Origin of the sequence: Ekhidna sp. (assembly GCF_040220215.1) — a bacterium.
GTDB lineage: Bacteria > Bacteroidota > Bacteroidia > Cytophagales > Cyclobacteriaceae > Ekhidna.
Genome location: NZ_JAVJTR010000011.1, coordinates 270,682 through 284,603 on the forward strand (window position 1 = coordinate 270,682; position 13,922 = coordinate 284,603).

The 13,922-nt window shown below is 38.6% G+C and carries 12 protein-coding genes; 4 read left to right on the top strand and 8 right to left on the bottom strand.

The genetic code is table 11. From position 1 onward, the window contains the following. Positions 1–39: 39 nt before the first annotated feature. Together RIC88_RS05505 and RIC88_RS05510 are read left to right on the top strand one after the other, a co-directional pair. The gene (locus tag RIC88_RS05505) at positions 40–2,586 is read left to right on the top strand and encodes a TonB-dependent receptor (RefSeq protein ID WP_350216502.1); all 2,547 of its coding nucleotides are present in this window, start codon (positions 40–42) and stop codon (positions 2,584–2,586) included. Then, positions 2,587–3,417: a DUF4249 domain-containing protein gene (locus RIC88_RS05510; protein ID WP_350216503.1), complete on the top strand. Its 831-nt coding sequence runs from the start codon at positions 2,587–2,589 to the stop codon at positions 3,415–3,417. 363 nt (positions 3,418–3,780) lie between these two features. Here RIC88_RS05510 and RIC88_RS05515 read toward each other — a convergent pair whose 3' ends face one another. From RIC88_RS05515 to RIC88_RS05525, 3 genes are read right to left on the bottom strand one after another with little or no spacing between them, the layout of a single operon-like run. Then, a complete protein-coding gene (locus RIC88_RS05515; protein ID WP_350216504.1) occupies positions 3,781–4,221 on the bottom strand; it encodes a DinB family protein in 441 nt (146 codons plus the stop codon). 2 nt (positions 4,222–4,223) lie between these two features. Further along, on the bottom strand, positions 4,224–4,823 hold the full coding sequence (locus RIC88_RS05520) for an IMPACT family protein (protein WP_350216505.1): 600 nt from the start codon (positions 4,821–4,823) through the stop codon (positions 4,224–4,226). Next, the gene (locus tag RIC88_RS05525; RefSeq protein ID WP_350216506.1) at positions 4,820–5,932 is read right to left on the bottom strand and encodes a hypothetical protein; all 1,113 of its coding nucleotides are present in this window, start codon (positions 5,930–5,932) and stop codon (positions 4,820–4,822) included. The genes RIC88_RS05520 and RIC88_RS05525 overlap by 4 nt, the downstream gene beginning before the upstream one ends. A gap of 98 nt (positions 5,933–6,030) precedes the next feature. On the opposite strand from RIC88_RS05525, the gene RIC88_RS05530 reads away from it, so the two are divergent. Next, positions 6,031–6,918, top strand: a complete 888-nt coding sequence (locus tag RIC88_RS05530; RefSeq protein WP_350216508.1) for a GNAT family N-acetyltransferase — start codon at positions 6,031–6,033, stop codon at positions 6,916–6,918. Here the strand turns inward: RIC88_RS05530 and RIC88_RS05535 are convergent. Next, the gene (locus tag RIC88_RS05535; protein WP_350216509.1) at positions 6,896–8,080 is read right to left on the bottom strand and encodes a glycosyltransferase; all 1,185 of its coding nucleotides are present in this window, start codon (positions 8,078–8,080) and stop codon (positions 6,896–6,898) included. The genes RIC88_RS05530 and RIC88_RS05535 overlap by 23 nt on opposite strands. Before the next feature lie 23 nt (positions 8,081–8,103). Here RIC88_RS05535 and RIC88_RS05540 point away from each other — a divergent pair, with 23 nt between their 5' ends. Beyond that, positions 8,104–9,000, top strand: coding sequence for a glycosyltransferase (locus tag RIC88_RS05540; protein WP_350216510.1), 897 nt, complete (start codon positions 8,104–8,106; stop codon positions 8,998–9,000). 2 nt (positions 9,001–9,002) lie between these two features. Here RIC88_RS05540 and RIC88_RS05545 read toward each other — a convergent pair whose 3' ends face one another. The 4 genes from RIC88_RS05545 to rsgA all read right to left on the bottom strand — a co-directional run bounded on the left by RIC88_RS05545 (position 9,003) and on the right by rsgA (position 13,911). After that, positions 9,003–11,630 (bottom strand): FtsX-like permease family protein, encoded by a 2,628-nt coding sequence (locus RIC88_RS05545; protein ID WP_350216511.1) that lies wholly within the window; start codon positions 11,628–11,630, stop codon positions 9,003–9,005. Further along, complete coding sequence (locus tag RIC88_RS05550; protein ID WP_350216512.1) at positions 11,627–11,965, bottom strand: PadR family transcriptional regulator; 339 nt, start codon at positions 11,963–11,965, stop codon at positions 11,627–11,629. The genes RIC88_RS05545 and RIC88_RS05550 overlap by 4 nt, the downstream gene beginning before the upstream one ends. Positions 11,966–12,172: 207 nt before the next feature. Continuing rightward, positions 12,173–12,958, bottom strand: a complete 786-nt coding sequence (locus RIC88_RS05555) for a DUF4197 domain-containing protein (protein WP_350216513.1) — start codon at positions 12,956–12,958, stop codon at positions 12,173–12,175. Positions 12,959–12,996: 38 nt separating this feature from the next. Next, positions 12,997–13,911 (bottom strand): ribosome small subunit-dependent GTPase A, encoded by a 915-nt coding sequence (gene rsgA, locus RIC88_RS05560; protein WP_350216514.1) that lies wholly within the window; start codon positions 13,909–13,911, stop codon positions 12,997–12,999. Positions 13,912–13,922 lie beyond the last annotated feature (11 nt).

A 13,922-nucleotide genomic window follows, 5' to 3' on the forward strand; every position in this document is an offset into this window, starting at 1 on the left:
AAGATATTAGTTTGCACAGCATTGTGTTGCACATTGGCTATGCAAGCGCAGCAAAGTGCACTTCAAAGCAATTTGATATTTTGGGGCGAAATATCCCTTTTCAAATCACTTGACTCGTTAAGGGGCATTGGAATGCCTATCGCTTATAGCTCAGATAAACTCACCAATCAATCTTTGACAGTTGAAAAAGGCCTGACGGTGAAGGATTTTTTTGAGTTCCTGTCTAAAAACCTGATTGCCGATATCAGCTACGAAGGACAGCAAATAATCATATCGCCTCATATTGCCAAAAGCTATACGGTTCATGGAGTACTCAAAAATGTAGAGTCAGGTGAGCATATCATTGGGGCTACAGTACAGGTAATGGGGACAAAACTGGGCACGACCACAAACGGTTACGGATACTATTCACTTACCCTGAAGGAAGGGGATTATCGATTGCAATTTTCCCATCTTAGTTATGAACAAAAAAAGGTCGAAGTTTCTCTATATCGCAACACATATCTTGAAGTGTCCATCGCCCCACGGATCACTGAACTTGATGAAGTGGAAGTAAGCTCCCTCTCCGATGATGTCAATCTCATTGAAAACATTCCCTCAATCAATAGAATTTCAATCTCCGGTGCAGATAGTCAAATTCCTTATTTACTGGGAGAAGTGGATATAATTCAAAATGCCCTGCTAAAACCGGGCATTAGGGCGATCGGTGAAGATGCCAGCGGTATACACATAAGGGGGGGAGGTGTGGATCAGAATCTGATTTTATTAGATGAAGCGATTATCTATAACCCTAACCACTTTTACGGATTCATCTCAGTATTCAATCCTGAAGCAGTCAATGATGTTCGAATCATGAAAGGATTTATCCCACCCTCTTATGGTGGAAGAACCTCCTCTGTTATTGAAGTAAGACAAAAAGAAGGGAACATAAATAAGACAAGTTTTTCAGGAGGAATTGGAGCTGTATCGGCACGTGCACTACTCGAAGGCCCCATCCATCAAGGCAAGAGCTCCTTTCTAATATCAGGGCGACAAAGTCTGCTCAATCTTTCAACGGAAGATTTTGCAAGCACTTCAGTAAGGCGAAATCGTATTAGCTTCCAGGATTTGAATGTAAAGTTGAATTTTAAATATAGTCAGGCCAGTACATACTACTTATCCGGATACCTGGGTAATGACAGAAACCTTGTCGGGCTAAATACAACTAGGAATTGGGGGAATAGAATGCTGAATTTCAGGTGGAATTACTTGTTCTCACCAAGACTTTTTTCAAATATTTCAGCATTTGTTTCAGAGTACAACTATAAGATTGAAAGCACGGAGGAACCCGGAGCTTTCGTTGGTCGATCAAAGATTGCAGATTACAGTGCGAAAATGAATCTGACCTATGTTTTCAACCCAAACAATGAGTTGACTTTTGGTTTTGGAACGGTCTATCACCGCTTGCTTCCGGGCTCACGTGAACCATTGGATCAAAGCGCAACCACCAACAAGGTGGAGCTGGAAAATGAGCAGGCTTTTGAGTCCGCGATACATTTAGGGCAGGAGACGAATGTTGGCGATTTTTCATTCAACTATGGATTTAGACTTAGCAGCCTTCATAACCTTGGAACCGGGACTGTGTTTCAATATAGGGGAGATAATCCAAACGCCGATTCGTCCATTGTAGACACTTTGAGGTTTAGCAAGGCAGAGCTTATCAGTTATGACTACAATCTTGAACCAAGAGCTTCAGTAAATTGGAGATTGAATAGAAAATCATCCATCAAGCTATCATTTTCGAGAACAGCTCAGTATTTACACCTGATCTCCAATACAATATCTCCATCACCAACAGACATTTGGAAACTTAGCGATACATATATTCCTCCGTCAACAACCAATCAATACACACTAGGTCTTTATAAAAACTTGAAAGGAAACATGTGGGAGCTTTCCTCTGAAATCTATTTTAAAGACATAAGCAACAACATTCAATACAAGAATGGAGCAGATTTAACCTTCAATGAAAACATTGAAACTGAGCTAATATTCACTGAAGCTCGAGCCTATGGTTTAGAACTTTACGCTCGGAAAAAAACCGGAAAACTCAAAGGTTGGATTAGCTATTCACTCTCTCGTGCAGAGAGCAGGATACCGGAAAACAATAGTCAAAGGTATATTGTTGAGAACCATGATAAAACGCATGACTTTTCCACCTCCTGGAGCATGCAGCTTTCCACAAGGCTAAGTGCATCTGCGAATTTTGTATTTAACACAGGAATACCTGTGACCCTGCCAACAGATAAATATGTCTTTGAGGGAAATCTAGTTCCACATTTTCAGTTTAGAAATAATGCCAGATTACCTCACTATCACCGTTTGGATTTATCGATAAAATGGGATGGTAAGGAGTATAAAAAAGATGGCTCAAGAAGAAAAAATAAGGACTATTGGATATTTACCATATACAATGTTTATGCAAGGCAAAATGCGTATTCCTATTTCTTCAGGGAGTCCCCAATTGATCCGGGCACTGCGCAAGTAGTTAAATACTCGATTTTTGGAACCATTATTCCGGCCATTACCTATAATTTCAGATTTTAAGTGAAACGGCTATTATACATATTGCTCTTTATCTTTTTTGCTTGTGAAGAGGTAGTAATAGTTGAATTGCCTGCTTCACAAAACCTGGTGGTAGTGCAAGGTTGGGTAACCGACTCATTAGGCAGCCAGCCAATCAGGATTACTAGATCCAATAGCTTTGCAAGTGATTCTTCTGTGGATATCATAGAACATGCTGAGGTATTCGTGGTGTCGAAAGAAGGTGACACCATTCATTACTCATATGAGGCTAATGGCTTTTATCATTCGAATACTCCTTTTCGTGGTATCAATGGCGTGGAATACCGTGTTCTAATAACTATAGACACTATGGAAATAAAATCTGAATGGGACAAAATGCCAGAAAATGTCCCAATTGAAAACCTTCAATTCGATTTCTTCGAGGAAAATGATCCTAATAACCCCAGCCAGCAAATCACCATTTTCTATCCTAAAATCACCAGCAGGGATCCTGGTGATGTGATGAATTTTTATCGTTGGGTTTTCTACAAGAATGGGGAAGTTTTTAATGATCCAGATCCCATAGTGATCCAAAATGACCGGCTTTTCAATGGCAATCTCATTCCTAATAATTTCCAAAACTTTGGCTATGACTCTGGTAATGAGATGACAGTGCAGTTAGTTTCAATTTCTGAAAATACGCACAACTACTTAAAGATTTTAAGATCTCAAATTACAACTCTGGGAACCTCTTCAGGCACTACTCCTGCCATTGTCAATGGAAACTTGTTTTTTACTAACAACATGGACCAGCAGGTCTTAGGGTTTTTTGGGGCAGTATCCGAGAGCACTGAAACGATTACGCTACCGTGAAAAACTCATTTCATAAGCATGCACGAAAGCATAATTAACTTTCTTCGTCGAACTCAGGTTAATTCTATTCTAAAGTAACAAGAGCTAGAGAAAAACATCAATAAGGATTTTTATGAGATAAATATTGGGGGGGGGGTAAAAAAGCAAACGGAGCGCCCTCACCAAAGCAACTCCGTTCTAATTCAACCAGCTATGGATTGTTTTGAATTTCTTTGATTCAAGGTTAGCTAAGATTTATGTAACCATCACCCCTGATTCGTTTATTCCACAAAATTATTAGATAAACCAACCCTAATTCCCGATTAAGGCTTCTCTCATTGAAATATTCAATGAACAAAGAGTGTTTTTGGTACTATTTAGGGGTTAGAATAGTATTCTTCGGTGATAGTTCACCTGGCCGAGATGATAATTTAAGTGGCCTAGCAAGTGCATTAAAAAGTAGTTAACAGTCATTGGATAACCAAACGGCTCCAGAGGATACTCCTCTTCTAAATCACTGCTGTCTACTTGATCAAAATAATCACCAATTACTTTGGCTGTCAGGTTTATTTCTTCATTTAGCTCCTGGAAAGAAACCCTTCCGCTAAACTCAAAATCACGTTTTCTCTTATATCCTGTATTTCCAAGCACAGCGCCAATAAAGTGTTGCAGGTTGCCACACAAATGCATGATTAGATTTCCGGCAGAGTTGTTAATACCATCAACTTTTTTCCAAAGCGATTCTTCTTTCGAATAAGCTTTTAGCTCTGTCATTAGTTTATCCAGGTCTCTTATGAATAGTTTTTTGAACTCTTGTGCTGCCATCTTTATTCTTTTATTTCAAAGTCAATAGCATAAAGATCGGAGGTTTTTTCTCTAAACACATCCAGCATATCACTTTTTATGACTCCCTCTATTCTGCAAGACATTTGAAAATCCCTTTCTATGATAGAGATATTGAACTCCACTATTATCCGCTCCACTACACTCATCATTTCATAAGAAAAGTTCATTGTGATTTGACTTGTCTCGTAAATAGCTTTCTTATCTGCATTTGATAATGCGGCTTCAGTTGCAGTTTTGTAGGCATTGATCAGGCCTCCCACTCCCAGTTTGGTGCCGCCAAAATACCTGATCACAACTACCAAAACATTAGTGAGCTCAAATGACCTAATTTGACCAAGTATTGGATCACCTGCTGAATGCGCAGGTTCCCCGTCATCATTGGCTCGATACGATTGATCATCCATTCCCAGCACCCATGCAAAGCAATGATGCCTGGCATCATAATATTCTTTGCGAAGTGATTCCTGAATTTCCTTTATCTCAACCTCAGATTTTACAGGGTAAGCGAAAGCCAAGAATTTGCTTCCCTTCTCCTTGTAAAGTCCTTCTGATTTTTCCTTGATTGTGTGGTATATACTCAAAGTTCTGATAAAAGCTTCCTGGCTTCTGATTCAACCTGCTCTGTTTCAGCATAGGTTAAAGCCAAATCTAGCAATTCCCTGGCTTCTTCTTTTTCTTCCTTGTTTATCAGTATTCTGCTTAAACCTAAATAACCAAAGCTCTTGAAAAACTCCCCATGATTGGGGATGGTATCGCCATATTCCAAACCCTGCCGATAGGCATATTCTGCCTTCTTTTGGTTTTTTATGATTTTTTCCTCAAAATACCCGAGAAATACATATCCAGCAAGCTTAAAGTATGAGCTTTCATGTGTGATTAAATCATAAATAATATCCACAGGTGCATTCTTAAAGTCGGTAGGGTTGGCCAAAGATTCAACATACTTTGCCTTAGCGTAAAAATTATTCGGGTAGAGTTCACATAGCTCTGATAAGTACTTTTGGGCCAGTTCCGGTTTGTATTCATACCTGAGATATATGTAACTCAAATAAACATGTGCCTCTACACGGGTTAGGAAAGATTCAGTGCAAGCTTTTTCTAGCTGCTTTAAGCCCAGTTCCATATCACCACTCCGAAAAAACCATAAAAGTGGCTTATATATCGGGTGTTTTTCTGGATACTTTTCTATGAAGTAATTGTATAGACCCGTAGTTAGCAAAAATTCAGGATGCTCATCAACTATTTCAAATCCTTTTTTCATAAGCGCATAGGCTCGGTTTGCCTCTCCTACCGCTTTCATGGTTGAGCCCTGCTCAGCGTAATATTCAGCTAACAAACCGTATGATGCCATCGCAAAAAAAATCATTTCAGGTTCTTCCAGGTTGGGATCCTTTTCCCTAGCTAAAACAATTGCAGAATCCAACTGATCTTCTATTTTGAGAAATAGATCATCCGGAATAAGGGGGATATTTGCCCACAACATGGACATTGCCCTCATTAGCGGAATAACAGGATGATCGGATAGATACTTCTCGGCTTTGGATATATAGTATTCAGCAGAGTCGGGTGATGCATTATATATATGATCCGTTCCCTTTTTTACAAGGTTCTGGACATGCCCTTTCTCAAAAACCTGTGCAGACAGACCAAAACAAAGAAAAATGAGCGTGCTAGTGAATATCTTTTTCAAGGTGAACTTTTAAAGATTTTATTGTAAAAATCTAAGATGCAAGATAACGCTCGATTTGAGCTTACAAAAGTGGCATTGGTATTTAATTTTGTAACCACATGGCTTTTTCAATTCATACTTCGACCAAGAAACTTCCGAATCATTTTTCAGTTGCTTATTATGAAAAAGGGTATTTCGATTCACATAGTTATTCAAACTTTCATGCATTTTCCGAAGAGCACTTCTTCATTGCATTTGATTTAATCAACAATGAGGCAATTAGCATACCAAGGAGTCCTTTTGGGTCAATCTTTTGCAAAGGTGCACAGAAAGAAGCGGTATATTTTTTAGGGAAAATATGGCAGTATTTAAGGAGCAAAGGCATTCTTAAAGTCATTATCAGCCACCCCGCAGAGTTTTATTCATCATTTGTACCTTCACAAGACTTGCTTAAATCCGGGTTTAGCCTCTCCTTTAGGGACGTAAATCAGCAAATTGAATTGACTTCTGATTGGGAAGATAGAATACACAAAATGCAACAGCGGAAGCTTCAGTCCTTAAAAGCGGATGGGTTTCAATTTCGCAAAATGAAAGAAAATGAACTTGAAACAGCCTATAAGTTTTTGACTGTCTGCAGACAAGCGCAAGGTTTACAGATCAACATATCATTGGAGCAGTTGCAAACACAAAATGAAAATTTGCCCAGTAAGCTTGAATGTTTTGGTGTTTTCAGAGATGAAAAAATTTCAGCACTTTGCATTGCGGTTAATGTTACTTCTGATATAGCCTATTATTACCTACCTGCTACCAGCCCGATGTTTCGCAATCAAAGTCCTATGGTACTGCTGATAGCCGGGATGGTGGATTATTACAGAGAAAAAGATTTCAAATACCTTGATTTGGGTGTTTCTTCTATTCAGGGAAAACCTCAGGAAACTTTGATGAAATTCAAGGAGCGAATGGGAGCTGAAGTTTCCGATAAACTTACTTTGGAACTATCTCTTTAAACAATGATTCAAGTTGTGCTAGCCAAACTTCAGGGCTGAAATTTGTTACAACCTCTTTTCTAATTTCTTCCGAAGAAAATTGGCTGTGATTGTTGATCATAAGTTTGATCTTTTCAGCCAGGTCTTCAACATTCATATTCTCACACAAGTAACCAATCTTATCATTTAAAATATCTTCAGGGCCACCACACCTTGTAGATACAATAGGTTTGCCACAGGCCATGGCTTCCGGGATCACATTTCCAAATGTCTCATGTCTACTGGACAATACATAGAAGCTGCACGCTTGCATTTCATCCCTTACTTGCTCTCTTGACAGGATTCCTAACCAGATGATCCTCTCATCAATTCCTAGATTTTTGGCAAGCTTTTTATATTCATCAGTCTTGCTGCCATCACCTCCGATTCTCAATTCAAATGGGATTTCTAACTGACTCAAGGCTTTTATTAACAGGTCATACCCTTTTTGTTCTTCTATTCTCCCAATGGTCAATATTCGGCACTCATTTGCTTTTTCCCTTGGGCTCATGTGAAAGAACTCGGTATCTACAGGATTATTAATTACCCTTACTTTTTTGAATCCAAAATCATGTAATCTTTCTTGAAGTGAATTGCTTGTGGCAATTAGATAATCAGCTTCTTCAAGCGGTTTTTTAATAATCTCCTTGATTGACCCTTTTCGTGTTAGAAATTCAGTAAATGGAAAAGGGCTCATCCTCACGGTTACCACAAAAGGAATGTTGTATTCTTTGGAAAGCCTATTAGCGATAACCGCTGCTGGGTAGCTTGCTTGAGCGATTAAAACGTCTGGTTTTACGAAATCATTGATAAATGAATCAAGGTTTACTGCATTCGATTTTATAATGCCCTCAATGTTTCCTTTGCACCATTTTCTTGTCCAGGTAAAAGCTGGATTAAAATACTCTGTGAAGTTTTGGGTTATATGTGTTTTCGACTTTTCTCCCTTTTGGAATAATTTAAATATGGAAAATGGTGACGATGCAGGTATTAAATAAGAAGAATCACCCTGTCCCCATGTACTTACACCGATGTTCCAATCCTGTTTACCTCTGGCTATCAAGCCTGCCTGTTCCTTATTGAAAGTACCATAAATAGGATTGGATGCGGATGGATACCACGATGGGATGATGAAGAGATTCATTTCCCCGAATTTAACCTTGGTGATTGAAAACCAATTCAATTTTTGCTAAAAACAATCAGAGACATGATATTACCAGAATGAATCAATTGCCATTGGTTTCTGTCATTTGCTTATGTCACAATCACGCACCTTTTGTTCGTGAGTCTATTAATTCTGTATGGAAGCAAAGTTATCCGAACATTGAGCTAATCGTGGTTGACGATGGTAGTTCTGATGGAAGCAAAGAGGCAATCAAAGAATGTTTCAATGGGAAGGACGTTTCATTTATCGATCTTCCAACCTCCATTGGCAATTGTGCTGCTTTTAATAAAGGCTTCTTCAAATCTTCCGGCAAATACATCATTGATCTTGCAGCGGATGATTGCTTAATGCCGGAAAGAGTGTTGAAAGGAGTAAATTCTTTTATACAATCCGATGCTGGTGTTACTTTTTGCGATGTTTTGAATGTTGATAAAGATTGCGCCCCACTAAATACTCATTATAAACGAAATCAAAAGGATGAATTAATAGAAAAAGTGCCTTATGGAGATGTATATCTTGAATTAATAAAACGTTACTTTATTTCTCCTCCATCCATGATGATCAAGCGGGATGTCTTAGAGGAGCTAAATGGGTATGATGAATCTCTTTCCTATGAAGATTTTGATTTCTGGATCCGCTCTGCACGTAACTGGAATTATGCATTTACGGATGAGGTGTTGGTTAAGAAAAGAATAGTACCCGGCTCACTTTCTGACATGCAGTTTCGCTCTAAATCCATTCACCAGAAAACAACCTTAAAAGTCTGTCAAAAAATAAAAGAGCTGAACCGTACAAAAGCGGAAGATTTAGCTCTTAGAATAAGATGTCTTTATGAGATTAAACAGTGCATCGTTCAAAGAAATTTCAGCTTGATTCCAGGATTTATAAAGCTCATTTGAGCCTACTCATACTTAAGCGTATTAGCTGGATTTAAAGATGCTACTTTGAGAACTCGCGCACTAACAGTAATCAACGAGCAAATTATGACCACTAAAAGCGATAAAACTATTACCAACCAGGGGAAACTGATTCGGTAGGCATAATTATCCAACCAACTATTCATACCAAAAAACACAATTGGAATCCCAATGACGGTAGCAATTCCAATCAGAATCAAAAACTCACGATAGAATAACGAAACAATGTGCATTTCAGAGGCACCCAATACCTTTCTTACTCCTACTTCTTTGGTTCGCTGCGATGCTATAAAAGATATAAGGCCAAACAAGCCTAAAACCGCAACCATCAAGGCAAAACCCGAAAAAACACTAAACACTGCACCGAACCTTCTATCCTCTTTATACAAGCGATCAAAACGCTCGTTGATGAATGTATATTCCAGTGTCGCTGTAGGGAACATTTGACCCCAGACAGTCTCGATATGATTCAATCCTTCTTCAATGGATTGAGGAGCAAACTTGACCAACGAGTTTTGCAAAACAGGTCCATGGAAATAGCAAGTTGGTTCCGTTGACTTTTTAAGTGTTGTTCTATTGACATCTTCAATAACACCAATGATGTGGTATTTATCGTTTTCAGGATCTCTTCCGAATTGGATTTTTTCGTTAATCACACTCCCCACAGATAAATGGAAGCGATCCAAAAATGCCTGATTGACAATTACAGCAGATGAGTCAGTAGCTAAATCCTTTTCAAAATTCCTTCCTTCCAGAATTTGTATGTCCAATAACTCAAAAAACCTCTCATCAACTGTCTGAATATATGTAGTAGCATCCAATCTATCCGTTATCCCAACGATTTTGACGCCTCCGCTTGTAGATGCAATTTCATCACTTTCCCCGCCTGGTACAGCTGTAGTTGTAGCAACTCTGGAAATGCTTGAATTAGCTATCAATGACTGCTGAAAAGCCTTTACTTTTTCCCTCATGGCCTCATAGTCTCCATTCTCAGCTCTCGGATTTCTGAAAGAGACTACCTGATCAATGTTCATCCCCATGTCCATGTTCCTCATAAAATCAACCTGACGAATGACTATCAATGTACAGGCAATGAGCACAATAGAAGTGGCGAATTGTAGAACTACTAATCCTTTCCTTAACCCCACTCCACTTTTGGTATTCCTGAATTTTCCTTTCAGCACAGTTATTATCTTAAAATTGGATAAGAAAATAGCCGGGTAAAATCCCGAGATAAAAGTTCCGACTAAAGCAAATAGACCAAGCATAGAAAGAAAAGAGGCGTCTTTCCAGACAGCATCTAATATGGTCGTTTCTACAAGTGCATTGAAGCTTGGAGACACTAATTGTGCAATGAATAGTGCGACGACAGCCCCAATGACATTTATTAAAAGAGCTTCGATCAAAAACTGTAGCCTAAGCTGTTTTTTACCAGCACCAATTACTTTTCTTAGTCCAACTTCCTTTGCTCGGTCAACCGCTTTTGCTGTAGAAAGGTTGATGTAATTGACCCAAGCAATTATTAGGATGAAAATCGAAATGACTTCCAAGAAATCGACTGATTTCTTACTCCCGGTTACTTCAGGCTCAAAAGTCATATCTGAATTCAGGTGAATGTCCTGTATTGGCTGCAAATTGAAAAACAAAGTACTCTCCTCTCCCATGTGCTTATCCTTGATAGGAATAAGTTTTTCTTCCAGCTTTGCAATGTCTGTCCCTTCATCTACACGCACATATGTGTAGTAATTAAAGGCTCTCCAGCTCTCATTATCCAATCGTTCCTGGATAGTGGAAATAGAAATTAGCAGGTCAAACTTAAAGTGCGTGTTTTCAGGAACATCTTCAATAACCCCTGTTACCTTAAAATCTCTATCAAATCCAGAAAAAAGGTGGAGTGTATTCCCAACTACATCATGATCTCCAAAGTAAAATTCCGCCTTGGATTTGGTAAGTACAATTGAGTTAGGCTCCTTCAGCATTGTTTGTTTATCACCCGAAATGACCTTATGTCCAAAAAACTCAATGAAGTGTTCATTGGCCATTTTCACCGATTCCTCGTTGATGATTGACTCACCTTTTAGAATTGTAGCATTACCAATATTATAGGTCACAGTATACTCACTTATTTCCGGTACCTCCTCAGTCACTACTTTTCCCGTTGGATTAAAGGACATGGCATCACGAACACCAAGCTGACCATCCACAATCTGATCTGTCGTCAATCGATAGATTGTCTCAGGATTTTTATGAAATGAATCATAGCTTCTTTCAAACCGGATGTATTGATTAATCAAAAGAAAAGCAGCTAACCCAACCGCAACACCAATAACATTGATCGCAGTATATCCCTTGTGTTTTATCAGGTTTCTAAAGCTGATTTTGAAATAGTTACTAAACATACCTGTGCCTTTAAATATTGAGTCTTTTAACATTGGTCTTAAGAGTGAAATTCGAAATAGAAGAACAACGTCTATCAAGTACCTCCATTGAGAAAGATTTCTTTTTTGATCTTTATGATTCGCATACAATTCCTCGAGATCACCTTTTATATCCGGATAAAAATCAGGATGGCAAAACCACCGAAACATTATATCTGCAAATGTTTTAATCATGAAAATTTCAACTCAAGTGCAATTTCCGGAATAGCATCCCACAGTTGAGTGCGCACATCCTTAGAGTATTTTAAAGCCTCTTTGCCGTGAGCGGTTATTGTGAAAAAACGCTTAGGCTTACCTCCTCTTTTTTCATTCGCCTCCCCTGTTCTACTGTTCAGATAACCTTTCTTTTCCATTCGCCTCAGAGCAGATTGCAAAGCGCCTACACTAACTTTTCTTTTTAACCGTGATTCGATTTCTTCTTTAATCGCCACTCCATAAGCTTCATTGTATAGCACCCCGACTGTGAGCAATACGATTTCTTCGAATTCTCCTAACTGAAATTTTTTCATCCTTGAATTTCCTAAATGTAGTATTCGTAATCAAAGATAAAAAGTTTCAAGAATTTCCTAAATGTAGTATTGATGTGATCTAAAAGATTTAACAATCCAACCGAACACTATTAAAGTTTCGTATGTTATACAACTACACTAGCAATAGTGAGTTAGGTTGGTTGTGTGATGGGGCCGCTCGTTCTGAGCGGTCCTTTTTTTTGGTTATTAATTACCTCCGAATACGCGTTCTATGATCGAACTCCCCCAAGCAAAAGGATCTTCTCTAATTTTCTTCTCCTCCTCTCCCACAAGATAAAACAAGCCGTCTACAGCTTTTCCAGTAGCATACTCATCTAATGTAGCGGGTAAATTTGGGTCTGAATCCAATGCTTGACCTACAGTTGTTCCGAACACCGGATCAAACTCATAATTCAGTAGTGCGACTATATCTGAGTATAATTGACTGGCTTGATTATCACCTAATGCCTTTTTTACATTAGGGCTAAAGGAAGATATTAACTCTGATCTTGTTTCAGCTTCAAAAAAGTCGGTTGCCGCTTGATCATTCTCACTATTCAAGATATTTCGAGCATCATCAAATGTCATATTAGTAATAGCATTTCCGAAAATGGGTAATGCCGTACCTGCTGCATCTTCAGCTCCACGGTTCATAGCTGTAATCAATCCATCAAAAAGATCATCGCCATCATTTTCAATATCAATATAGGTATTGTAAGCAGCCGAGAGTATTGTACTTGAGTTGATTTGACTTTTCAGATTTGCCACCTCCTCCGGAAGCAAAATTTTAATTACCTCATTTTTCAAATAACCGTCAACAGATGATGCGCTGGTTACTGAGTTATCTAACCCGATATTTAAGGCCTCTTTCAGACCCTGAATAATCTCTCCTTCCGAAAGTGGATTAGTAGCATCTTCAAAAAGCTCACATGAGACTATTGTGCTGGTTAGAGCTATCAAACTGACTATTAGTGTTTTCCTATAATTTTTCATTACTGGTTTTTATGGGGTTAAAGAATCAACGTTAATATTTATCTCCTGTTATCTTCAGTTCTCAGAATTGAAAGATAACTTTCATATCTGACTGGAGATATCTGATCATTCAAAGCATTTTTTACGGAACATCCGGGCTCATTTTCATGCAGGCAATTATGGAATTTACAAGTTCCGAGAAACTGACGCATCTCGGGGAAATAGTGAGATAGCTCCTCATCTTCTATTTCTGAAAGACCAAGCTCCTTAATTCCCGGGGTATCAATAATTGCTGACTGATCATCAAGAAAAAATAACTCTGCAAAGGTAGTAGTATGAACCCCTTTGTTGGCAAAATCGGATATCTCACTAACCTCCTGACGAGCATCCGGTATCAGTTGATTTATCAATGTTGATTTACCTGAACCACTATGACCTGATAATAAACTGGTTTTATTTTCAAGCAGACCTTTTACATCATCGCTTACTTCCTTTTCAAATTGACATAAATGCACCCTATATCCTATCGCTTCATAAATACATTTTAACTCTTCATATTTCTCAATTTCCTTTTTCGAGTAAAGGTCTTTTTTGTTGAACAAAATGACACCCGGTATTCTGAAACTCTCCAGAGTGATCAGAAATCGGTCTATAAAACCAATTGAAGTTCGAGGTTTTTTCAAGGTTACAATTAAAACTCCCTGGTCAATGTTGCAGGCAATTAAATGATCATGCCCCTTTTTTCGGGGACTTTCCCGCATGACATAGTTTTCCCTGTCATAGATTTTTGTGATCACCCATTCATCACCTGTTTGAGGATTCGCTTCCACTTCCACCCAATCGCCTACAGCCAAAGGGTTAGTTAGTTTTTTGTCTTCAAGCTTAAATTTTCCTCTAAGTCTGGCAATCAACCTTTTCTGTTCAGCCTGTACCTCATACCAGAGTCCTGTAGATTTTATAATTAGCGCCTTCAACCTATTCTACG

Coding starts and splice junctions, on each gene's coding strand:
- RIC88_RS05515 (WP_350216504.1), bottom strand. CDS start 4,221: ATGGCAGCACAAGAGTTCAAAAAACTATTCATAAGAGACCTGGATAAA.
- RIC88_RS05545 (WP_350216511.1), bottom strand. CDS start 11,630: ATGATTAAAACATTTGCAGATATAATGTTTCGGTGGTTTTGCCATCCT.
- RIC88_RS05550 (WP_350216512.1), bottom strand. CDS start 11,965: ATGAAAAAATTTCAGTTAGGAGAATTCGAAGAAATCGTATTGCTCACA.
- RIC88_RS05530 (WP_350216508.1), top strand. CDS start 6,031: ATGGCTTTTTCAATTCATACTTCGACCAAGAAACTTCCGAATCATTTT.
- RIC88_RS05505 (WP_350216502.1), top strand. CDS start 40: ATGCAAGCGCAGCAAAGTGCACTTCAAAGCAATTTGATATTTTGGGGC.
- RIC88_RS05555 (WP_350216513.1), bottom strand. CDS start 12,958: ATGAAAAATTATAGGAAAACACTAATAGTCAGTTTGATAGCTCTAACC.
- RIC88_RS05535 (WP_350216509.1), bottom strand. CDS start 8,080: ATGAATCTCTTCATCATCCCATCGTGGTATCCATCCGCATCCAATCCT.